Annotated in this window: 18 protein-coding genes; 11 read left to right on the top strand and 7 right to left on the bottom strand. The window is 72.6% G+C overall.

Annotated features, from left to right (window positions below):
* The first annotated feature begins 5 nt into the window (after window positions 1–5).
* Complete coding sequence (locus IE274_RS08225) at window positions 6–1,415, top strand: sensor histidine kinase (RefSeq protein ID WP_190114952.1); 1,410 nt, start codon at window positions 6–8, stop codon at window positions 1,413–1,415.
* Complete coding sequence (locus IE274_RS08230; protein ID WP_190114953.1) at window positions 1,412–2,104, top strand: response regulator transcription factor; 693 nt, start codon at window positions 1,412–1,414, stop codon at window positions 2,102–2,104. The genes IE274_RS08225 and IE274_RS08230 overlap by 4 nt, the downstream gene beginning before the upstream one ends.
* 32 nt (window positions 2,105–2,136) lie before the next feature.
* Here IE274_RS08230 and IE274_RS08235 read toward each other — a convergent pair whose 3' ends face one another.
* Together IE274_RS08235 and IE274_RS08240 are read right to left on the bottom strand one after the other, a co-directional pair.
* Entirely contained in the window at window positions 2,137–3,360 is a 1,224-nt protein-coding gene (locus tag IE274_RS08235) for an FAD-dependent monooxygenase (protein ID WP_190114954.1), read from the bottom strand.
* On the bottom strand, window positions 3,357–4,751 hold the full coding sequence (locus IE274_RS08240; protein WP_190114955.1) for an MFS transporter: 1,395 nt from the start codon (window positions 4,749–4,751) through the stop codon (window positions 3,357–3,359). The genes IE274_RS08235 and IE274_RS08240 overlap by 4 nt, the downstream gene beginning before the upstream one ends.
* A gap of 384 nt (window positions 4,752–5,135) precedes the next feature.
* On the opposite strand from IE274_RS08240, the gene IE274_RS08245 reads away from it, so the two are divergent.
* From IE274_RS08245 to ulaA, 4 genes are all read left to right on the top strand, one after another.
* Window positions 5,136–6,290, top strand: a complete 1,155-nt coding sequence (locus tag IE274_RS08245) for an epoxide hydrolase family protein (protein WP_190114956.1) — start codon at window positions 5,136–5,138, stop codon at window positions 6,288–6,290.
* 159 nt (window positions 6,291–6,449) lie between these two features.
* A complete protein-coding gene (locus IE274_RS08250) occupies window positions 6,450–7,568 on the top strand; it encodes a hypothetical protein (RefSeq protein WP_190114957.1) in 1,119 nt (372 codons plus the stop codon).
* A 55-nt stretch (window positions 7,569–7,623) separates the two neighbouring features.
* Window positions 7,624–8,391, top strand: a complete 768-nt coding sequence (locus tag IE274_RS08255) for a PTS sugar transporter subunit IIAB (RefSeq protein ID WP_190114958.1) — start codon at window positions 7,624–7,626, stop codon at window positions 8,389–8,391.
* 17 nt (window positions 8,392–8,408) lie between these two features.
* Window positions 8,409–9,986: a PTS ascorbate transporter subunit IIC gene (ulaA, locus tag IE274_RS08260; RefSeq protein WP_190114959.1), complete on the top strand. Its 1,578-nt coding sequence runs from the start codon at window positions 8,409–8,411 to the stop codon at window positions 9,984–9,986.
* A gap of 95 nt (window positions 9,987–10,081) precedes the next feature.
* Here ulaA and IE274_RS08265 read toward each other — a convergent pair whose 3' ends face one another.
* Both IE274_RS08265 and IE274_RS08270 read right to left on the bottom strand, forming a co-directional pair.
* Entirely contained in the window at window positions 10,082–11,452 is a 1,371-nt protein-coding gene (locus IE274_RS08265; RefSeq protein WP_190114960.1) for an SLC13 family permease, read from the bottom strand.
* Window positions 11,453–11,750: 298 nt separating this feature from the next.
* Complete coding sequence (locus IE274_RS08270; RefSeq protein WP_190114961.1) at window positions 11,751–12,518, bottom strand: IclR family transcriptional regulator; 768 nt, start codon at window positions 12,516–12,518, stop codon at window positions 11,751–11,753.
* A 97-nt stretch (window positions 12,519–12,615) separates the two neighbouring features.
* Between IE274_RS08270 and IE274_RS08275 the strand changes: the two genes are divergently transcribed.
* A complete protein-coding gene (locus IE274_RS08275; RefSeq protein ID WP_190114962.1) occupies window positions 12,616–13,782 on the top strand; it encodes a pyridoxal-phosphate-dependent aminotransferase family protein in 1,167 nt (388 codons plus the stop codon).
* A gap of 75 nt (window positions 13,783–13,857) precedes the next feature.
* Window positions 13,858–16,797 carry an FAD-binding and (Fe-S)-binding domain-containing protein gene (locus IE274_RS08280; protein ID WP_190114963.1) on the top strand — a complete coding sequence of 980 codons (2,940 nt, stop codon included), beginning with the start codon at window positions 13,858–13,860 and terminating at the stop codon, window positions 16,795–16,797.
* 58 nt (window positions 16,798–16,855) lie between these two features.
* On the opposite strand, the gene IE274_RS08285 is transcribed toward IE274_RS08280, so the two are convergent.
* Entirely contained in the window at window positions 16,856–17,362 is a 507-nt protein-coding gene (locus tag IE274_RS08285; RefSeq protein WP_229909426.1) for a MarR family winged helix-turn-helix transcriptional regulator, read from the bottom strand.
* Between the two features lie 208 nt (window positions 17,363–17,570).
* On the opposite strand from IE274_RS08285, the gene IE274_RS08290 reads away from it, so the two are divergent.
* Window positions 17,571–18,290 (top strand): SDR family NAD(P)-dependent oxidoreductase, encoded by a 720-nt coding sequence (locus IE274_RS08290; protein WP_190114965.1) that lies wholly within the window; start codon window positions 17,571–17,573, stop codon window positions 18,288–18,290.
* A gap of 29 nt (window positions 18,291–18,319) precedes the next feature.
* Here IE274_RS08290 and IE274_RS08295 read toward each other — a convergent pair whose 3' ends face one another.
* Window positions 18,320–18,844 (bottom strand): TetR/AcrR family transcriptional regulator, encoded by a 525-nt coding sequence (locus IE274_RS08295; RefSeq protein WP_233103556.1) that lies wholly within the window; start codon window positions 18,842–18,844, stop codon window positions 18,320–18,322.
* A gap of 365 nt (window positions 18,845–19,209) precedes the next feature.
* Here IE274_RS08295 and IE274_RS08300 point away from each other — a divergent pair, with 365 nt between their 5' ends.
* Entirely contained in the window at window positions 19,210–20,691 is a 1,482-nt protein-coding gene (locus IE274_RS08300) for an amidase (protein WP_190114966.1), read from the top strand.
* A 77-nt stretch (window positions 20,692–20,768) separates the two neighbouring features.
* Here IE274_RS08300 and IE274_RS08305 read toward each other — a convergent pair whose 3' ends face one another.
* On the bottom strand, window positions 20,769–21,449 hold the full coding sequence (locus tag IE274_RS08305) for a DUF998 domain-containing protein (protein WP_190114967.1): 681 nt from the start codon (window positions 21,447–21,449) through the stop codon (window positions 20,769–20,771).
* A gap of 142 nt (window positions 21,450–21,591) precedes the next feature.
* On the opposite strand from IE274_RS08305, the gene IE274_RS08310 reads away from it, so the two are divergent.
* The gene (locus IE274_RS08310; RefSeq protein WP_190114968.1) at window positions 21,592–21,915 is read left to right on the top strand and encodes a YciI family protein; all 324 of its coding nucleotides are present in this window, start codon (window positions 21,592–21,594) and stop codon (window positions 21,913–21,915) included.
* Window positions 21,916–21,960 lie beyond the last annotated feature (45 nt).

Genomic DNA, 21,960 nt, shown 5'->3' on the forward strand with positions numbered 1-21,960 from the left:
CCGCCATGACGAGGACAGGCGGCGGTGGCCCGCGAGCACGCGGCTCCTGGTGGCGGGAGGGAGCCGTCACGGCGACGGCGTTCGCCCTCTGCCTGCTCGGCGGCGTGCTGCGGGACGACGACGGGCCGCTGTCACCGCCGTCCGCCGCCGCCTACTTCATCGCCGTGGTGTCCTGTGCCGTGCTGCCGCTGCGGCACCGGGCGCCGCTGGCCGTCATGGTGGTCACGACCGCGAGCGGCATCCTGGTGCCGCCCCTCGGCCTGCTGCTGAGCCCGCTCATCGTGGCCCCCGCCGTGATCACCGCGTACTCCTACTCGCTCACCGTGCGCAACGAACGGCGCGCGGCGAGCGCGGTGTTGCTCATCTCGGCAGGGCTGCTGGTCGCCGCCACCCCCTTGTTCGGTGCCCTCTCGTGGAAGGACGCGAGCAGGGTCGGGGCGGTGGCGGCGTTCCCGCTGGTGGCGGGCGTGCTCGGGCGCTCGGTGCAGAACCGGCGGGCCTATCTGGCGGCCGTGGAGGAGCGGGCCGTGCGGGCCGAGGAGAGCCGGGACAGCGAGGCGCGCCGGCGCGTTGCCGAGGAACGGGTGCGCATCGCCCGGGAACTGCACGACCTCGTGGCCCACCAGATCACCCTGGCCAACGCGCAGGCCACTGTCGCCGCCCACCTCTTCGACGCCCGCCCGGAGCAGACCCGCAAGAGCCTGAAGGAACTCGTCGAGACCACCAGCGACGCGCTCGACGACCTGCGGGCCACGGTCGGGCTGCTGCGGCAGTCCGGGGACGCGGACGCGCCCGCCGATCCGGCGCCCGGCCTGTCCCGCCTGCCCACGCTCCTGGAGTCCTTCCGCCGCGCGGGCCTGGAGGTGTCGGTGCACGAGGAGGGCACGGCCAGGCCGCTGCCCCCGGGAGTGGACCTCACCGCCTACCGCATCGTCCAGGAGGCCTTGACCAACGTGACCAAGCACGCCGCTGCCGGCAGCGCCCGGGTGCACCTCATCTGGAACGGCGATCGCGTGACCCTCACCGTCGCCGACGACGGAGCGGGCGGCCGTACGGGGCCGACCGGAGCCACGGCGGCGAGCGCGGCCACGGGACCGCGACCGAGTGCGGCCATGCGACCGCGACCGGGTGCGGCCGCGACGTCGGAACGCCCGCCCGGTTACGGTCTGATCGGGATGCGCGAACGCGCCACCGCGGTCGGCGGACAGCTCTCCGCGGGCAGGCGCCCGGAGGGCGGCTTCCTCGTCTCCGCCCGACTGCCCCTCCCGCCCGCCAAGGACACGACGCGGACATCTGACAGAGCGACGACCAGCGAGGGACGGATGACCGACAGAGCGAAGGGCGACCGCACGACAGGCGAGGGAACAACCGCCGACGGACGGACGGGTGACGGACGGGCCGGGGGTGCGTCGTGACGCTCCGCGTGCTGCTCGCCGACGACCAGGCCCTGCTGCGCGGGGCCTTCCGGCTGCTGCTCGACTCCGCCGACGACATCACTGTGGTCGGCGAGGCCGCCGACGGCAGGGAGGCAGTGCGGCTCACCCGGGAGCTGCGCCCGGACGTGGTCATCATGGACATCCGCATGCCCGAGGTGGACGGCCTCACCGCCACCTCGGAGATCTGCGCGGACCCGGACCTGAGCGCCAGCCGCATCCTGATCCTCACCACCTACGAGACCGACGAGTACGTCGCTCAGGCGCTGCGCGCGGGGGCCGGCGGTTTCATCGGCAAGGGCATCGGCGCCGAGGACCTGCTGGACGCCGTGCGGACGATCGCCGAGGGCGACACGCTGCTGTCCCCCGCCGCGACCCGCTCCCTGGTCACCCGTTTCCTGGCCACCCCGGACAGCGCACCGCCGCGCGACCCCGAGCAGCTCGCGGTGCTCACCCCGCGCGAGCGCGAGATGGTGGCCCTGGTCGCGACCGGCCTGTCCAACCAGGAGATCGCCGAGCGGATGTACCTCAGCCCCTTCACCGTCCGCGCCCACGTGCAGCGCGCCATGACGAAGCTGGACGCCCGCGACCGGGCCCAACTCGTCGTCATCGCCTACCGGACGGGCCTGGCCCGGGCCACCCTCGACGGCGGCACCGACCAGCTGCCGTAGCCCATTGGCCGGCGCCGCCCTGTCGTCTCAGGTCAGGGGAGCGGGGCGAACTCGGGCAGCGTCAGGGCCGAGTGGGCCGGTCGGGCTTTCGCGGCGGGCATCGTGACGAGGCCGCGCAGTCGGGTGTCGCGCTGCTCCAGGGCCCGCGCCGTGGTGGGGAAGAGCGCGGCCGCACCGTTGTCGACCAGTGCCTGATTCATGGCTACGAAGTCGCGGGTGCCGTGTTCGTACGCGGCGAAGGCCGCCGTGTGGTCCCGGTGCGCGGCGAGGGCGTCGGCGAGCAGGTAGGCACCGGCCAGCGCGAGGCTCGATCCTTGTCCGGTGAGGAACGAGGGTGCGTACGCGGCGTCGCCGACGAGGGCGACGCGGCCCCTTGACCAGTGGGGCATGCGGATCTGACCGGCCGTGTCGAAGAACAGGTCGTCCGCGGCGCGCATGGCCTCGACCATGCGGGGGACCTCCCAGCCCGCGTCGGCGAACACCTCGGCGACCAGGTCCCGTTGGGCGTCGGGGTGCCGCAGGGCGGCGGACGGCGGTGCCGGCTGGTGGAAGGTCAGGAAGGCGTGCAGCTCGTCGTTGTCCCCGACGGCGTAGAGGGCCGCGGCCTTCCCCGGGCTGTTCCACATCAGGAGCTCGCGGGAGAGCCCGAAGGTGTTCGGCATGGTGAAGAGGGCGAAGCAGTAGCCGAGGTAGCGGTGGAACCGGTCTTCGGGGCCGAACAGGGACTCCCGGGTGTGCGAGTGCATTCCGTCGGCGCCGATCACCACGTCGAACGTACGCTGTCGCCCACTGCGGAACGTCACGTCGACCCCTGGTCCGGACTGGTCGAGGACGTCGATGGAGTCGTCGAAGAGGAACTCCACGTCGTCGCGGACCAGCGCGTGCAGGATCGCGGCCAGATCCCCACGACGCACCTCGAGGTCCTGGCCCTCGACGCTCCCGGCAACAGTGCTCGGCTTGAGCGAGGCCAGTTCACTGCCGTCGGCGTTGAGGAAGGTGCAGCGACGCGAGTCGATGTGCGCGTCCCGAAGCCGCGGCAGTATCCCCATCCGCCGGACGACCTCCACCGCCGTACCGCGGATGTCGATCGGATAGCCGCCGCCGCGCAGTGCGCCCGCCTTCTCGACCACGGTGACCGCGAAGCCGGACCGGTGCAGCCAGTACGCAAGGGCGGGACCGGCGATGCTCGCCCCGGAGATCAGAACTCTGCGATGTGCGGCGGTACGCACGTTCATCGGCAGACCGTCGGGTGTCATGTCTGGGTTCCCTTCTTCGTGATGCGGACGACGAGCAGTGCCAGGGCGGCGACGAGACCGGCGGTGGCGAAGCCGGTGGCGAAGGCCGCTTCGGTCGGCAGGCCCGTCGACGGGTCGGCCCCGGCGTCGAGGATCGCGCCGCCGACCTGGGCGCCCAGGGCCACGCCGATCACCCGTGTCACCACGAGCAGGCCGGTGGCGATGCCGGTGTCCCTGGTCTCGACGGCGGTGGCGGTACGGGTGAGCAGCGCCGTCGTACCGACGCCCGCGGCGATCGCGGTGAGCGACTTCGCGAGGACGAGCTGCCAGGCCGCGTCGTGCAGTGACGCCAGGGCGAGCGTGGTGGCCGCCAGGACCACGGCGCCCCCGACGAGCACGGCACGCAGACCGAAGCGCCGCGCCGCGACCCCGCCGACCGAGTCGCTCACCGCCCCGGCGATGGCGCCGGGGAGCAGGAACAGCCCGATGTCGGTGGTACTGGCGCCGAAGCCGTACCCGTCGGCCGGTGCCGCCAACATCTGGGGGAGCAGAAAGGCCACCATCCCGAAACTCGCGGTGATGACCAAGGTGAGCACGCACGAATGCCACATCGCGGGCTTCGCCAGCATGCGCAGATCGACCATCGGCGCGGCGGCCCTGCGCTCGACCGCGACCCACCCGCTCGCGAGGGCGGCCACGACCACCACGAGGGCACCGACCGCGAGGAGCGGCAGCCCGTCGCCCGTCACCCGCACGAACCCGACCATGAACACGAGCAGCGTGCCGCTCAGCAGCACCACACCGGGCCAGTCGATCCTGCTGTCCGACCGGACCGGCGGATCATGCGGCAGCAGCCACGCCACGACGCACGTCATCGCGATGATCGCGATGGTCGGCAGCGCGAACATCCAATGCCAGGACAGTCCTTCCGAGAGCGGCCCGGCGATCAGCGTTCCCACCATGCCGCCGCCCGTGAACAGCGCCATGACCACACCGATCGCCACCTGCGACGCCCGGGCGGGGAGGTGTTTGCGCACCAGGATGAAGGAGAGCGGCAGCGCACCCACCATGACGCCCTGCAAGGTCTGACCGAGCAACAACACCGGCAGGCTCGGCGCCAGACCGGCCAGCAGACCACCGGCCGAGACCACGGCCATCAGCCAGACCAGCACCCGCTTCCCGCCGTAGCGGTCGCCGAGCTTGCCCGCCACGGGTGTGACGACCGCGCCGGTGATGAGCAAGGTGTTGCCGATCAACGCCCCTTCGGCGGGACTGACCCCCAACTCGCGTTGCAGCTGCGGGAGCGCGGGCTCCACCACTGATTGCAGGGTGCCGAGGGCGAGTGCCAGGACGCCGAGGGCACCGATCGACAGCCTGCCGATGCGGACCGGAGAAATCACAGCCAAGGACACGGACGTCCTTTCCTCGTTGGGGACAAGCCAGTTGGTGACCCACCACACTCGTCTCCGGCGCCCCGCCGGGCATCGTCCACAGCCGCCGACTTCCCCTGGTGCACCGGGACCAGCCACCCACGAGCCCTGGTGCCTGAGCACCACCTGCCGCCCCGGGGCGCGACGGGGTACAGTCGATCAACGCCGCGCGGCACCCGCCCGCGTGTGCCCTGTGAAGGAGGTGAGCCCGATGCGCAAGCACTCAGCCGACCGCACCACCGTCCGGGCCCTCCTGCCCGCCGTACGCGTCTGAGCGCGCGGCCGTCGCGCAGGAGCGCCCCGCCTGGCCCCACCGGTCCAGGCATCGAATGCCCAGGCTTCGAAGCACTCCTGAACGAAGGAACCATGACTGTCACGCCTTTCCGGATCGCCGTGCCCGACGACGTCCTCAGCGACCTGCGCGCACGACTGACCCGCACCCGCTTCACCACCGCCTCCGACTCCGCCCACTGGGCGGCGGGCACCGACCCGGACCACCTGCGTGACCTCGTCGCGTACTGGGCCGACGGCTTCGACTGGCGCGCTGCCGAGGCCGCCCTCAACGAACTCCCGCACCAGATGGCCGAAGTCGCCGGCGCCCCGGTGCACTTCATCCACTTCCGCGCCCGCCGCCCCGAGGGCGCACCGGCGCCGCTGCCGCTCGTGCTCACCCACGGCTGGCCGAGCAGCTTCGTGGAGATGCTGCGCGCCGCCCGCCGCCTGGCCGACCCGGCCGCGTACGGCGGCGACCCCGCCGAGGCCTTCGACGTGGTCGTGCCGTCGCTGCCCGGATTCCTCTACTCCGGCCTGCCGACGGCGCCGTTCACGCGCCGGGGCGTCGCCGAGATCTGGCACTCCCTCATGACCGAGACCCTGGGCTACGACCGCTACGGGGCGTTCGGCGGCGACATCGGCGGTGGCGTCACCCAGTGGCTGGGCGCGCTGTACCCGGAGCAGGTCGCCGGGGTGCACATCACGTCCGCGGTGGCGAGCGCGGACTTCGAGAAGGAGCCGCCGACGCCCGCGGAGCAGACCTACCTGGACGCGCTGGCCGCGTACGACAGCGGCGACCAGGGCTACAGCGAGATCATGTGCACCCGCCCCGACACGATCGCCGCCGCACTCATGGACTCGCCCGCCGGGCTGCTCGCCTGGATCGTCGACAAGTACCGGGACTGGAGCGACTGCGACGGCGATGTCGCGCGGCGCTGGGACCGGGACACCCTGCTGACCGTCGCCACGCTCTACTGGGCCACCGGCAGCATCGGCTCCTCCTTCCGGCAGTACTACGACTACCCCCTGAACAAGCGGATGCCGGACATCACCGTGCCCGCCGCCGTCACCCTCAGCCACGAACCGGCGTTCGCGGGCTACCCGAAGAGCCTCGCCGAGCGCGTTTTCACCGACCTGCGGCACTGGAGCACGCCACGGCGCGGCGGGCACTTCATGGCGCACGAGGAACCCGACCAGGTCGCCGCCGAACTGCGGACGTTCTTCGGCCCGCTGCGGAACGCGAGCTAGGCAGCGGAGCCGAGCGGGTCCGCCGCCGCCCGGAGCCCGGCTCCGGGCGGCGGCGGATGTCCGGGCGCCGGGCCGCGCCGTTGGAAAGCGGGAGCAACAGGTCGATATAGGCTGTATGTTCTGTCTCTTTCAGCCTGGACCCACCCCGGAGAGTTACCCGTGACCGTAGCGATCGCCCCGTCCGAAGCCGCCGAACCGGCCGAAGCCGACGCCGCGCCCCTCGCCCCGGCCGCCGACGCCCCCGCGGCCGCTGACGCACACGAGGACGCGGCCACGCACGCGGACGCCCGGGAGCTGGTGGCCCGTGACGCCCGTGACTTCGGCGCCTACGCCCGCACCGGTGCCTGGACCTTCGGCCTGAAGGTGGCCCGCAGCGTGCGGCCCGGCGGGCAGGCCGCCGAGGGCACGCCGAAGGTCTCCGCGAAGGAGTTCGCCGAGCTGGCCGGGTGCTCCGCCGAGCGCGTCATGCGCTACTACCGGGCCTGGGACAAGGCCGCCGACGACGGGCTCGTGCCGCACTTCGAGGCCCTGGCCCCCGGCCGCGACGTCGAACTCCCCGACGCCGACATCTGGCTGACCTACTACGTACCGCGCTCCAGCGCCACCTCCGCGCGCGGGACCGCCATCACCGCCGCCGCCGAGGCCGAGGGCATCCGCCCGACCAAGGCCCTGGAGGTCGCCGAGAACCCCACCGCCCTGCGCGCCGCGATCCTCGCCGACCCCTCCACCGCCCAGGCCGCCCGGCACGCCCTGCTCGACCGCCTCAAGGAGGACCCGGCCCTCCAGACCGAGCTGGCCCGCGACATCGCCCGCACCGACGAGCTGAAGAAGGCCGTGGCGGGCGAGACCAGGGCCGCGGACCGCATCGAGTACGTACGCAAGGTCGCCGAGGACGGGCAGATCCGCACGCCCGCCGGGCAGACCCTCGACGCCCCCGCCGCGCTGCGCGCCGAGGCCGAGCGGCACCTGTCCCTGATCGACGAGCTGGAGGACTCCGAGGAGGCGGGGGAGTGGGCCGCGGAGGCGTACGGCACGGTGAAGAACCTCGTCGTCGAGACCGTCGAGGCCGACCCCGAGCTGCGGGTGCAGGAGCGGCGCACGAAGTTCTACAGCAGCCTGCAGAAGGCCACCAAGGTCTTCGAGGAGCTGACCCTCGACGACGCCGTCGACTTCGACGACATCTACGAGGACGACATGGTCCAGCGCCTCGAAGAGCTGCAGCAGGCCATCACCACCTGCATCACCGCGCTGCGGAAGGCATCGCCCGCCGGGTCGTAGTCCGTTCGGCACGAGCCCTCTGCCGGGGCCCGCGGTCTGTGAAACGATCAACCACATGGTGTCTGTGAGTGATCTCCTGCCCGTCGAGGCGATCCGGCTCGACGTCGTGGCCGAGGACTGGCGTGCCGCGATCGGCGCCGCGGGCGAGCTGCTCGTGGCGACGGGCAGCGGCACGGACGCGTACACCGAGGAGATGATCCGGACCGTCGAGGACAGCGGGCCGTACATCGTCCTCGCCCCCGGCCTCGCCTTCGCGCACGCGCGGCCCTCGCCCGCGGTGCTGCGGACCGGCATGGCGTGGGTGCGGCTCGCCCGGGCCGTGGAGTTCGGGCACGAGACGAACGACCCGGTCGGCCTGGTCGTGGCCCTCGCCGCCGAGGACGCCACCGCGCACACCGACGCGATGGCGTCCCTGGCGCGGCTGCTCGCGGATCCGGAGACGGCACAGGCCCTGCGGGTGGCGCCGACTCCGGGGGCGGTGCGGGCGATCCTCGCGGGGGAGGCGGGGGCTGTCGCGCCCGCCGCCGCCGGGCCCGCCGTGCACAAGATCCTCACCGTCTGCGGCAACGGGCTCGGCACCAGCCTCTTCCTGAAGAACACCCTGGAACAGGTCCTCGACCGGTGGGGCTGGAGCCGGTACGTGACCGTCGAGGCGACCGACACCATCTCCGCCAAGGGCAAGGCCTCCGAGGCCGTCGCCATCCTCACGTCCCGGGAGATCGCCAAGACCCTCGGTGACGTCGGTGTGCCCGTCCGGGTCGTCGACGACTTCACCTCCACCGCCGAGGCCGACCGGGTCCTGCGGGACACGTACGACGTCTAGAAAGAGGGGGAAGCGCCGTGGACTGGCTGGTCTCCGTAGCGAAGTTCCTGGTCAACGAAATCCTCAGCCAGCCCGCGTACTTGATCGGGCTCATCACCGCCGCGGGCCTGATCGCCCTGCGCAAGTCGGTGGGGCAGGTGCTCGGCGGCGCGATCAAGGCGACGCTCGGCTTCCTCCTCATCGGCGCGGGCGCCGGGCTCGTCGTGGCCGCGCTCGCCCCGCTCGGCGAGATGATCCAGGGCTCGACGGGCGCGCACGGTGTGATCCCCACGAACGAGGCCATCGTCGGCATCGCCCAGGCCGAGTACGGCTCGCGGGTCGCCTGGCTGATGATCCTCGGCTTCGCCGTGAGCCTGGTCCTGGCCCGCTTCACCCCCTTGCGCTACGTCTTCCTGACGGGCCATCACATGCTGTTCATGGCCACGCTGCTGACGATGGTGCTCGCGACCGCCGGACAGCGGTCCTGGGTCGTGGTCGTCGTCGGCGGCGTCCTGCTCGGCATCATGCTGGTCGCGATGCCCGCCTTCGCGCACCCCTGGACCAAGCGCGTCACCGGCAACAACACGGTCGCGATCGGTCACTTCGGTACGGCGGGGTACGTCGTCGCCGGTGCGACCGGTCAGGTCGTCGGGCGCCGCAGCCGGTCCACGGAGGACATGAAGCTGCCGGAGGGGCTGCGGTTCCTGCGCGACTCCATGGTGGCGACGGCCCTGTCCATGGTCCTGATCTACCTGATCATGTCGCTGGTCTTCCTCGCGAAGGTCGGCAAGGAGAGCGCCTTCAAGGCGTTCGCCGCCGACGGCGGACCCGCCGCGCCCGACGTCGGCGCGTACATCATGCAATCGGTCATGCAGGGCCTGCAGTTCGGCATCGCCGTCGCCGTCATCCTCTTCGGCGTCCGGACGATCCTCGGCGAGCTGGTGCCCGCGTTCCAGGGCATCGCGAACCGCGTGGTGCCCGGCGCGGTGCCGTCCCTGGACGCGCCGATCGTGTTCCCGTACGCCCAGAACGCCGTCCTCATCGGCTTCATCTCCAGCTTCGTCGGCGGCCTGATCAGCCTCGGCCTGCTCGCCTGGATCTTCGAGCCCGCCTTCGGCCTGGCCCTGGTGCTGCCCGGCCTGGTGCCGCACTTCTTCACGGGCGGCGCGGCCGGGGTCTACGGCAACGCGACCGGCGGGCGGCGCGGCGCGGTCGTCGGCGCGTTCCTGAACGGTGTCCTCATCACCTTCCTGCCCGCGCTGCTCCTGAAGGTGCTCGGTGCCTTCGGCAAGGAGAACACCACCTTCGGCGACGCGGACTTCGGCTGGTTCGGCTCGCTCGTCGGCAACGCGGCCAAGGCGGGGACGCTGGGCGGCGTGATCCTGATGCTGGTGATCGGCGCCGTGATCCTGGCGGGCGCGATCGTCATGCAGAAGCGGGTCGTGGAGACCGGCTGGGACCCCGGCGCCCGGCGCGACGCGCTCCTCGGCCACGCCGCCGCGAGCGCCGGGGCCGACGTCGGGGCGACGCGCGCGGGCCCGACGGCGACGTACGCGAAGATCGCCCCGCCGCCGGGCGCGCCGAAGCCCCCGCCGCCGCCCGGACGGGACGGCTGAGGCTCGCCGGGATCGCCGGGGGAGGGCCGCTCAGCCCCGGCCCGGCGCCACGGTCCCGCGTGGCCCCGGCGCCACGCTCACCCTCGGCACCATCCTCATCCCTGCCCCGGCACCACGAACAGCGCCCAGGTGGCCAGCGGTGCGATCAGCGCCATCGACATGCCCCACTTCATCAGGGCGCCGAACACCTGCGGGCGCTGCTCCTCCGGCGCGTTGGCGGTGACCAGTGCGCCGCTCGTGGACAGCGGTGAGGAGTCGACGACCGACGAGGACACGGCGAGGGCGATGATGAGACCGACCGCGCCGACCTGACCATCCATCAGGAACGGTACGGCGAGCGGGATCAGGGCGCCGAGGATGCCGGTGGTGGAGGCGAACGCGGACACCACGGCTCCGATGAGGCAGATCAACAGCGCGCCCAGGAGCGGTGAGTCGATCTTCGCGACGCTATCGCCGAGCCAGGTGATCGTGCCCATGCGCTCCATCACGCCGACGAACGTGACGACACCGCAGACGAGCAGCACCGTCGACCAGGCGCAGCGGTCGACGGCACCCTTCGCCGCGTCGGCGTCGACGAGGGTGAGGACGACGACCACCGTGAAGGCCATCAGGCCGACGTTGTAGTCGAGGAACAGGGCGCCCGCGACCATGCCCAGCAGTCCCAGCAGGGTCAGGACGCGCGACCGGTCGAGCCGGGGGGCGACGTCGGTGGTTGCGGGCGCGAAGGCCACCGTGGCGGTGCCGCCGGGTTTCGGCGCGGTGCCTGCGGGGGCCGCGGGTGCGCCGCCGGTGCCTGGGGGCCCCGCGGTTTCGAGGACGCTCCCGGCCTCCGTACCCGGGGCCCCGTCCGCCGCCCGCCGCCCGATCAGATGCCGCCCCCCGAACAGGAAGTACGCGACGACGCTGAGCGCGACATTGAACAGGAACGACATCAGGAACAGCAGTCCGGGGTTGCCCGGCAGGTCGTTGCGCTCCACGACGCCGTTGGTGATGCTGCCGAAGACGCTGGCGGGGGAGAAGCCGCCCGCGCTCGCGCCGTTGATCACCAACAGGCCCATGAGCAGCGGGCTGATCTTGTAGCGGACGCAGAAGCTCATACCGATGGGGGCGATGACGCCGACCGCCGCGGGCACGACCGCGCCGACGGCCGTGAGCGACGCGGTGATGAGGAACATGACCCAGGGGATGAGCGCGATGCGCCCCTTGACGGCACGCGTCGCGGCGTGCATGAGCCATTCGATGGTGCCGTTGTTCTTCGCTATGGCGAAGAGGAAGGTGACGCCCACGAGCACGACGAAGAGGTCACCGGGGAAGCCGCCGAACACATCGTCCGCGTTCTCGCCGGCGACGGACGAGCCGACGGCGAAGGCGGCGACGAGGGCGAGCGCCCCCATGTGGACGGAGGTGAAGGTGGAGATGGTGAAGATGAGTACCAGTGCGCCGATCGCGATGAGATGGTCTGCCATGTGACACGTCCTCGCCTTCGGACGGCGGCCACGTCGCGCGGGCCTGCATCGACGCGCGGGCTGTGACCGGCTGTGGGCATACGGAAGGGACCCGTGGCGGCGTCCGGGGGCAGAGGGGCACAGAGGGCCGCGCCCCTGCCGTGAGCGGGCAGCCTCAAAGGCCCGGACTGTCCGCAGGGTGGACTTGGAGTTCCGCCATGCGGAACACCCGATGCAACGTTGGCGAGTATGTGACGGCGGTCACGGACCGTCAAGGGGTCGCGGACACATCCGAGTGGTGGGGTGATCGGCGCCGGGATCAGCTCGCGCGCGCGGTATCCGGTGCCTGGTGTCCGAGTGCCGTGCTGATTTTCCCGGCCGCCGCGCGGACGTGTTCGCCCAGCGCGATGAGCCGGTCGCGGTCGCAGCGGCTGGTCGGCATGTTGATGCTGACGCTGGCCACGGGCGAGCCGTCGGGGCCGAGGACGGGGGCGGCGACCGCGGACACGTCGTCGCGCCATTCGCCCTGGTTGATGGCGTAGCCGCGAGTGCGGACCGACTCCAGTTCGGCGCGCAGCGCGGCCGGGTCGTCGATGGTCGTGTCCGTGAACCGCGTCAGGTCCTGGGTGAGATAGCGCTCGACGGCCTCGGGGGTGCGGGCCGCCAGGATGGCCTTGCCGTTGGCGGACGCGTGGCCGGAAAGGTGCTGGCCGAGCGGCAGCACGATCCGCACCGGCTGGGTCGTCTCCAGGCGCTCCACCAGGACGACCCGCTCGCCCTCCGCCACCGCCAGGTGCACGGTCTCGTCCACCGCGCGGCGCAGCTCCTCCATCACCGGCACGGCGATGTCCCGCAGATCCAGTTCGCCGGTGGCCTGTCGCCCGATGAGCAGCGCTTTCGTCGTGAGCGTCCAGCGGGTGGGGGCGGCGCCCGTCTGCTTGATCCAGCCCGCCGTGTGCAGGGTGCCGAGCGCCCGCTGGACGGTGCTCTTCGGCAGCTCCATGGCGCGGGCCAGGTCTCCCACGCCCACGGGTTGGCGCACCGCCAGCTCCTCCAGCACGCGCAAGGTGTTCAGGACGTTCTGCACCGTTGACCCCCTCCGGATCGAACCCTATGCTGCGTCGTGCCGCATCACGATACGCTGTGCCATCTCACGGCACAAGTGTTGAGGGGAGATCCGCTCAATGACTGTCAGGACCGGCCGCCACTTCCTCCAGATACCCGGACCCACGAACGTCCCCGACCAGGTACTCCGAGCCATGTCCGCCCCCACTGTCGACCACCGCGGGCCCGAGTTCGCGACCCTTGCCCGCCGCGTGCTCGACGGCCTGAAGCCGGTGTTCGGCACCGCGGGCCCGGTCGTGGTCTACCCGTCGTCGGGCACCGGCGCCTGGGAGGCCGCCCTGGTCAACACGCTCAGCCCGGGCGACCGCGTGCTGTTCTTCGAGACCGGGCACTTCGCCACGCTCTGGCGCGACATGGCACAATCCCTCGGTCTCGAGGTGGAGTTCGTCCCCGGCGACTGGCGTCACGGCGCCTCGCCCGAGGCCGCCGCCCAGCTCCTGGACGCGGACCTGGCCCACCGCTTCAAGGCCGTCTGCGTCGTCCACAACGAGACCTCCACCGGCGTCACCAGCCGCGTCCCGGAGATCCGCGCCGCCCTCGACGCCGCCGGACACCCCGCCCTGCTCCTGGTCGACACGGTCTCCTCGCTGGGCTCCATCGAGTACCGGCACGACGCCTGGGGCGTCGACGTGACCGTCACCGGATCCCAGAAGGGGCTGATGCTGCCGCCCGGCCTCGGCTTCAACGCCGTCAGCGACAAGGCCCTCGCGGCCGCCCGCTCGTCCCGACTGCCCAAGTCCTACTGGGACTGGACACCGATCCTCGACGCGAACGAGGCCGGGTTCTTCCCCTCCACCCCGGCCACCAACCTCCTCTACGGCCTCGACGAGGCGCTGCGCATGCTCGCCGACGAAGGCCTCGAACAGGTCTGGGCCCGGCACGCCCGGCACGCCGCCGCCACCCGCGCCGCCGTCCGCGGCTGGGGCCTGGACGTGCTGTGCGCCGACGAGCGCGAGCACTCCGGTTCGCTCACCGCCGTGCTCCTGTCCGAGGGCCAGGACGCCGACGCCGTACGGAAGATCGTCCTGGAGCGGTTCGACATGTCGCTCGGCACCGGACTCGGCCGCCTCGCGGGCAAGGTCTTCCGCATCGGCCACCTCGGCCACTTCAACGACCTCACCCTCGCCGGGACCCTGGCCGGCGTGCAGATGGGCCTCGAACTCGCCGGCATCCCCGTCGGCCGCGACGGCGTCACGGCGGCCCTCGACCACCTTCGCGTGAACTGACGCCCCGCCAATCCCCGGTTCTCGTACGCCATCGATGTCTCCCCGTACGCCCCTTCTCCGCCAGGAGCGTGTCGTATGACCACAAGCACCGAGTCCACGGAGGCCGAGCGGGACGCGCTCGGCGGCGACCTCGCGCGGCGGCTGCGCGCCGACCTCGACGGCGAGGTCCGCTTCGACGACTACAGCCGCCACCTCTTCGCCCGCGACGCCAGCATGTACGCCATCACCCCGCTGGGTGTCGTCTTCCCGAAGCACGCCGAGGACGTGCGGGCGGTCGTCGCCGCCGCGGCCGAGCACGGCGTGTCCGTCGTGCCGCGCGGCGCCGGGACCAGCCTCGCCGGACAGACCACGGGCCCCGGCATCGTCCTCGACCTGTCCCGCCACATGCGCCGCATCATCGCCCTGGAACCGGACGGCCGCACCGCCCTGGTCGAAACGGGCGTCGTCCAGGACCAGTTGAACCGCGCCGCCGCCCCGCACGGCCTGATGTTCGGCCCCGACACCTCCACCAGCAACCGCGCCACCATCGGCGGCATGATCGGCAACAACTCGGCCGGCAGCGGCTCGCTGCGCTACGGCATGACCATCGACCACGTCCGCGCCCTCGACGTGGTGCTCGCCGACGCCACCACCGCCCATCTCGCGCCCCTCACCGCGCGCGAGCACGCCGACCGGGCCCGTGGCACCGGCCTCGACGGCCGCATCCACCGCGAACTGCCCGCGCTGGTGGCCGCGCACACCGACGCCATCGCCGCCGGATTCCCGCAGCACTGGCGGCGGGCGGGCGGTTACCGCCTGGACCGGCTCGCCCGCGAGGACGCCCCGTTCGACCTGGCGAAGTTCGTCGTCGGCTCCGAGGGCACGCTCGCCATCAGCACCCGCGCCCTGGTCGACCTGGTGCCCAAACCGCAGCACACCGTGTTCGCCGTCGGCCACTTCACCTCCGTCGCCGGGGCCATCGAGGCCACCCAGGACGCCCTCGCCTGCGGACCGGCGGCCGTCGAGCTGATGGACCGCACGATCCTCGACCTGTCCCGCCAGAAGATCGAGTACGCCTCGCTGTCCACCGTCCTCGAAGGCGACCCCGACGCCCTCCTGTTCGTGTCGTTCACCGGCGACGACGAACGCGAACTCACCGCGAGCGTCCAGCGGTTGACGAAGCTGTGGCAGAAGCACGGCCACGGCTATCACACCCTCGCGGCGGTCACCCCCGCCGACCAGACCGCCCTCCTCAAGGTCCGCAAGTCCAGCCTCGGCCTGCTCATGGCGGCGAGCGAGGGCACCCGCAGGCCGCTGGCGTTCATCGAGGACACGGCCGTCGACCCGGTCCATCTGTCCGCGTACACCGCCCGGTTGAAGAAGGTCCTCGACCGCCACGGCCTCTCCGCGGGCTTCTACGGGCACTGCTCGGTGGGCTGTCTGCACATCCGCCCGTTCCTCGACGTGACCGACCCCGCGCAGCGTCAGACCATGCGCGAGGTCGCCGAGGAGATCAAGGACCTGGTCACCGAGTACGGCGGCGTCAACTCCAGCGAGCACGGCGACGGCCTGGCGCGCAGCGAGTTCAACCGGGAGCTCTTCGGCGACGAGCTGTACGAGGCGATGCGGCGCGTCAAGGGCCTCTTCGACCCGGACAACCGGCTGAACCCCGGCAAGATCGTCGACGCGCCCGCGATGACCGACCACCTGCGCGACGCCGCGCTGCCGCCCGCGCCGGGCCTGCGCACCCGGCTCGACTTCGAGGTCGCGGGCGGCATGCGGGCCGCCGCCGACCGCTGCATGAACATCGGCCTGTGCCGCAAGAGCGACGTCGGCACGATGTGCCCCTCTTACATGGCGACCCGCAACGAGGAGGACTCCACCCGCGGCCGCGCGGGCGCCCTCGTCAAGGCCCTGTCCGCACCCGACCCGCACAAGGCGCTCGGCGACAAGCGGCTGCACGAGGTCCTCGACCTGTGCCTGATGTGCAAGGCCTGCAAGAGCGAGTGCCCCCTTGGCGTCGACATGGCGTCCCTGAAGGCGGAGGCCCTCTCCCACCACCACGACGAGCACGGGATTCCGCTGCGCTCCCGGATCTTCGGCGCCATCCGCCTGCTCAACCGCCTCGGCTCGGCCACCGCACCCCTGTCCAACCTGCCCGGCCGCATCCCCCTGCTGCGCCGCCTGCTCCACCGCACGGTCGGCATCACCCCGCACCGGCCGATGCCGCGCTACGCCCGCCGCAACCTGGTGCGCTGGTTCGGCCGCCGCCCGGCCGCCGCCGTCGCGGCCCCCCGGGGCACGGTCGTCATGCTCGCCGACTCCTTCACCACGTACACCGAACCGGAGATCGGCCAGGCCGCCGTGGAACTCCTCGAACGCTCGGGCTGGGCCGTGCAGTTGGAGAGCGGCGGCTGCTGCGGACGCGCCGCGCTGTCCAAGGGGCTCCTCGACGAGGCGAGCGACAAGGCCTTCCAACTGGTCCACCGCATCACGGAGACCTCGCCCCCCGACGCCCCCATCACCGGCTGTGAGCCGTCCTGCCTGATGACGTTGCGCGACGAGCACAAGGCCCTGCTGCCGCTCGACTCGGCCCGCGAAGCCGTCACCGGCCGGGTTCGCCAATTGGAGGAACTCCTCACCGAAGCCATCGACGAGGGCGCCCTCACCCTGCGCACCGACTCCTGGCTCAGCGGCCGCACCCTGCTCTACCACGGCCACTGCCACCAGAAGGCCGAGGTCGGCACCGCCGCGACCGTCGCCCTGCTGCGCCGCATCCCCGGCGTCGAGGTCACCGAGATCGACGCGGGCTGCTGCGGCATGGCGGGCTCCTTCGGCTTCGAGTCCGAGCACTACGACGTCTCGATGACCGTGGGGGAGGACCGGCTGTTCCCCGCGGTGCGGGCCGCGTCCGAGGACACCGTGGTGGTCGCCACCGGGGCGTCGTGCCGTCAGCAGATCTTCCACGGCACGGAACGCAACGCGTGGCATCCGGTGCAGTTGGTGCGGGAGGCGCTGACGGAGGCCTCTCGGTGAGATGCGCCGACCGGGGGGGGTGGGGCGTGGGGCGCGCCGGGTGCGGGCGCGCCCCGCCTCACTGCTGCCCGACGTGGCCGATCCAGTCGTCGCCGAGGCGCCGCTGCACGTCCGTGAGCAGGTTCTCCAGCAGGTCCGTGAGCTGGGCCTGCTGGTCCGGCGTGAGCCCCGCGACCAGCTCGTCGTCGCGGTGCAGGACCTGGTCCACGGTCGCCTCGACCAGGTCGTGCCCGGCCGGGGTCAGGGTGACGAGGACCGTGCGGGTACGGCCGCGGGCGGGCCCCCGCGTCACCAGGCCCTCCTGCTCCGCGCGAGCGACCCGCTGCGACACGGCCCCCGCCGTGACCAGCGAACGCTGCCCCAGCTCACGGGTGCTGAGGGTGTACGGGGGCCCGCTGCGGCGCAGCACGCTGAGCAGGTCCAGGGTCGCGGCGTCCACCCCCGCCCTGGCCAGGACCCGGCGCCGGTCGTCGCCGAACATCTTGGCCAACTGCCAGATGGGCGTGAGGATCCGGATGGACGAGACCGGCGTGCCCGGGCGCTCGCGTTCCCAGGCGGCGGCGATCTCCTGAGCGGTGTGCGCGGCCTTCGCGGCGGGCGGGGCGGGGGCTCCTTCGGCCCCGCCGCCGCTCTGGCCGACGCCCCCACGGTCGGCGCCGTCATCCCCGTCGGAGCCGCGCCCCGCTTGCGTATCCCTTGCCACCGTCGCGCTCCCCAGTGTTATGTTGAGGCCTATATTTAGACCTATACGAAAACGATTCGGAGCTCAGCATATGGCACGCACCATCCTGGTCACCGGCGGCGGCACAGGCATCGGCCGCGCGATCGCGCTGCACTTCGCGGAGGCGGGCGACAGCGTCATCGCCACGGGCCGCCGCCCCGGCCCGCTCGCGGAACTGGCGGCCGGGGCGGGAGTCCGTACGGCGGTCTGCGACCACACCGACCCCGCCGCGCTCACCCGGCTCCTCGCCGACCTGCCCGAGCGGATCGACGTCCTGGTGAACAACGCGGGCGGGAACATCGCCTTCGACGCCGACGGCAGGACGGACCTGGCCTCGTACGCCCGGGACTTCCGCGCGAACCTCGACGCCAACCTGGTCAGCGCCGCGCTCACCACGAAGGCCCTGGAGGACCGGCTCGGGGACGGCGGCGCCGTCGTGCACATCGGCTCGATCGCCGCCGAGCAGGGCGCCGGTTCCTACGGCGCGGCCAAGGCGGGCCTGGCCACCTGGAACATCGACCTGGCGCAGCAGCTCGGCCGCCGCGGCGTCACGGCCAACGTCGTGTCGCCCGGCTACATCGCCGACACCGAGTTCTTCCGCGACAAGCTCACGGGCGAGCGGCGCGAGCAGTTGGTGGCGGCCACCGCGACCGGCCGCGCCGGGGCGCCCGCCGACATCGCGGGCACCGTCGCCTTCCTCGCGTCCCCCGCCGCGCGCCACATCACCGGCCAGGTGCTGCACGTCAACGGCGGGGCCCGCGCCACGCGTTGACAGGTGCCGCTGCCACGGGCGCGGGAGCGCTAGCAGCCGTCGCGCCCGGGGGCGTCCGGCAGCAGTTCCCGCAGCAGTTCCTCGAACTCGTCGGCCGTGGGCGGCCTGTCGTCGAGCAGGCCCTGCAGGAGCAGCCCGTCGTAGGCGCGCGCGAACAGCTTGACGCGCAGCGGGTCGTCCGTGAACACGCGGGCGAACGCGGACAGGGCCTGCTGCCACCGGCGCGTCGCCGCCCGCTGCTCCGGGCGGCGCACGGCCAGCAGGCACAGCTCGAACTCGGCGAGGAGATGCCCGGGCGGAGTCAGCAGCTCCGCCATCAGGACCGCAAGCGACCTCCGCTTGTCGGCCCCCTCGTCCGGGGCCTCGACCAGGGCCTCGATGCGTGCCGAGTCCTCCTCCATGCACTGGGTGAGGACCGCCGTCAGCAGCGCGTCGATGCTGCTGAAGTAGTACGTCGTCGCGGTCGTCGGCAGGCCCGCCTCACGGGCCACCGTGCGATGCGTGACACCCGCCGCACCGTCGCGCGCGATGACGCGCACGGTCGCCTCGATCAGCGCCCGGCGACGGCGCTCGCCCTTGACCCGGCGGCCGTCCGTGACAGCCGCCCCTTGTGCCCGTCTGAGGTCCGGCGCGGCCTTCCGCCCGGCCCCCGCCGTACCGCCCGGCCCGGCCTTCGTTCCCGCACTGGTGTCGGTGCCCGTCTCGTTCAGGGTGGCTCTCCACTGCTCACAGATGTCGCTCGCGCATGACCGTTTCCGCCGACGTTACCCCTAGGCCACCGAGCCGCGCCCGCCGCCTCTCACCGTGCCGCACCGGTCGGCTTCACCGTGCCGTGACCCGGGTCCGGCACCGTTGCCGCTCGCGGCATCGGCGATCTACGCTCCGGTGCATTCTTGACGCCAAGTCAGTGGGGTGCGCGGTGGATTACCGGGACTACGGGACGTACGACGCGGTGGGGCTCGCCGAGCTGGTGGCGCGGGGTGACGTATCAGCAGCCGAACTCCTCGAGACGGCCCTCGCGCGCGCCGACGAGGTGAACGGGAAGATCAACGCGATCGTGCGCCCGATGCCGGTCGTCGCCCGGGAGCGCGCCGCGGGAGCGCTGTCCGGGCCCTTCGCGGGAGTGCCGTTCCTGATCAAGGACCTGATGCAGGACTACGCGGGCCGGCCGACGGGGCGCGGCTCCCGCGCGGCCCAGGGGCTCGTCGCGACGCGGCACAGCGAGCCCGTTCAGCGGTGGCTGGACGCCGGGCTCGTCATCTTCGGGCAGACGAACACTCCCGAGTTCGGCATCAAGAGCATCACGGAGCCCGAGGCCGGCGGCGCGACCCGCAACCCCTGGAACCTCGACCACACGCCGGGCGGTTCGTCGGGCGGCTCCGCGGCCGCCGTCGCCGCGGGCATCGTCCCGGCCGCGGGCGCCAACGACGGCGGCGGCTCGATCCGCATACCCGCCGCCTGCTGCGGGCTCTTCGGCCTGAAGCCGGGCCGCGGCCTGGTGCCCGCGGGCCCCGCGTACGGCGAACTGCTCGCGGGCGCCGCCAGCGACGGCGTCGTCTCCCGCACCGTGCGCGACAGCGCGGCCCTGCTCGACGCCCTCACCGCACGCCCCGACCCCGGCGGCCCGTTCCTCGTGGCCCGCCCCGACGAGCCGTACGTCGAACTCGCCCGGCGCACCCCGCCGAAGCTGCGTGTCGGCGTCAGCACCCGCTCGCCGATCGGCACGCCGGTGTCCCGCGAGGCGCGCGAAGCCGTCGACACGGCGGTGAAGCTCCTCGTCGGCCTCGGCCACGACGTGGAGGAGGCCGAACCCGTCATCGACGGGCTGCGCATGGCCGACGACTTCATGGCCATGTACGCCGCCGAGAACGCCGCGACCCTCGCGGAGCTGCGGCACCGGACCGGCGCGGACGACGAGCAGTTCGAGCTCGACACCCGGCTCCTCGCGGCCGCGGGCCGTGCCCTCGGCGCGGTCGAGCACACCGTCCGGCACGCGCGCTGGAACACCTACACCCGGCAGCTCGCCGCGTTCCACGAGACGTACGACGTGCTGCTCACCCCGACCCTCGCCCGGCCGCCGGTGCGGATCGGCGAGCTCGCCACGCCCTGGCCGACCCGGCAGCTCGGCAGGGCGCTGCTCAAGGCGGGGGTGGCGGGACGGCTCAGCCGGACCAAGCTGTGGCGGCGGGCCGTGGTCCAGAACCTCGCCCCCAACCCGTTCACGCAGCTCGCCAACATCACCGGCCGCCCCGCCATGTCGGTCCCGCTGTACCGCACCCCCGAAGGCCTGCCCCTGGGCGTGCAGTTCGGCGGACCGCTCGGCGGCGAGGGCATGCTGCTCGCCCTCGCCGCACAGCTGGAGTCGGCCGCGCCCTGGGACCGGGAGCGGCCGACTCTGTGAGCCGGGAGCCCGGCCGACGCTGATCCGCGCCACCCGGGCTCCCGATCCGGCGGTTCCGCCGCCGCTGCCGCCCGGGGTCACAGGCCCCTGCGGTAGCGGGCGGCGACCGAGGAGACGCAGGTCATCCCGGCGATGACGCCGATGGCCAGGGTCAGCGAACCGGCCGGGCCGCCGCTCATCGCCCACCCGTTGCCGAGGCCGACCGCCACGGCGGCGGCGCGGCACGCGATGGCCGAGCGGCGGTCCGCGACGCGGCTGAAGTGGCGGCCCAGGATGAGGCAGGCCGCGATGAGGGCGAAGAACGTCACCGATCCGGCGACCAGGTGCAGCCCGCCGTGCCAGCTCATGCTCTCCGGCCGGCCGGTCGGGGTGCCCGCGGGGAACCCGTCCCCCGGGTCCAGGACGAAGACACCCGCGGCGATCATCCCGACGCCGACGACCCGCACCAGGCGGGGCACCCAGGTGCCGCCGGTCGAGCCCCGCAGGACGCGGCGCAGCCCGGTCGCCGCGGCGATGAACAGCGTCCCGACCAGCAGGAAGTTGGTGATCTGAATCCAGCCGAGGGAGCCGTTGGCGAGCATGCTGAAGGGGTGCCGGGTCAGGTCGAAGCTGTCCCGGGTGAGGGCCTGGGTCACCGCTGCCACGGTCCACAGCGGAGTGGCGGCGACTCCGGCGGTGAGCAGCGCACGGGCGGGGCGGACCGCGGTGGTGGAGATGCTGGTGGCGGCGTCGCGGGCGGTGACGGGAGTCGTGGTCATGGCGAGGGCCCTTCTCGGTTCGTCGGCTGGTTCCTGCCCACACGTCGATCCGGCGATGTGACAGGGAACGGGATGATTCCCTGTCACATACGCTTGTTCGACGTGGAGGCGTAACAGCAGCCCGCAGTGGAAGGGAACAGCCATGCGCTACCTGATGACGACCAAGTCCTCGTCGCGGACCCCCGACGAGAGCCTGTTCGCCGAAATGGGTCAGTTCATCGAGGAGTTGACCGCCTCCGGTGCCCTGCTGGCCACCGGGGGCCTGGAGCCGGACGGCCTGCGGGTGACCTCGTCCGACGGGGAGATCACGGTGACGGACGGGCCGTTCGCCGAGGCCACGGAGGCCGTGGTGGGCTTCGCGCTGATCGAGGCCCGCTCGCAGGAGGAGGCGGTCGAGCTGGCCCGCCGCTTCCGCAAGATCGTCGGTGACGGCGAGAGCGAGATCCGGCAGGTGTTCACCCAGTGACCGGCCGACGGCGCCGCCTCCGTCACTGCCCGGCGGAGGCGGCGC

The organism is Streptomyces flavofungini, from assembly GCF_014650815.1.
Lineage (GTDB): Bacteria > Actinomycetota > Actinomycetes > Streptomycetales > Streptomycetaceae > Streptomyces > Streptomyces flavofungini.

Coding starts and splice junctions, on each gene's coding strand:
- IE274_RS08225 (WP_190114952.1), top strand. CDS start 6: ATGACGAGGACAGGCGGCGGTGGCCCGCGAGCACGCGGCTCCTGGTGG.
- IE274_RS08235 (WP_190114954.1), bottom strand. CDS start 3,360: ATGACACCCGACGGTCTGCCGATGAACGTGCGTACCGCCGCACATCGC.
- IE274_RS08245 (WP_190114956.1), top strand. CDS start 5,136: ATGACTGTCACGCCTTTCCGGATCGCCGTGCCCGACGACGTCCTCAGC.
- IE274_RS08255 (WP_190114958.1), top strand. CDS start 7,624: ATGGTGTCTGTGAGTGATCTCCTGCCCGTCGAGGCGATCCGGCTCGAC.
- IE274_RS08265 (WP_190114960.1), bottom strand. CDS start 11,452: ATGGCAGACCATCTCATCGCGATCGGCGCACTGGTACTCATCTTCACC.
- IE274_RS08275 (WP_190114962.1), top strand. CDS start 12,616: ATGACTGTCAGGACCGGCCGCCACTTCCTCCAGATACCCGGACCCACG.
- IE274_RS08280 (WP_190114963.1), top strand. CDS start 13,858: ATGACCACAAGCACCGAGTCCACGGAGGCCGAGCGGGACGCGCTCGGC.
- IE274_RS08290 (WP_190114965.1), top strand. CDS start 17,571: ATGGCACGCACCATCCTGGTCACCGGCGGCGGCACAGGCATCGGCCGC.
- IE274_RS08305 (WP_190114967.1), bottom strand. CDS start 21,449: ATGACCACGACTCCCGTCACCGCCCGCGACGCCGCCACCAGCATCTCC.
- IE274_RS08310 (WP_190114968.1), top strand. CDS start 21,592: ATGCGCTACCTGATGACGACCAAGTCCTCGTCGCGGACCCCCGACGAG.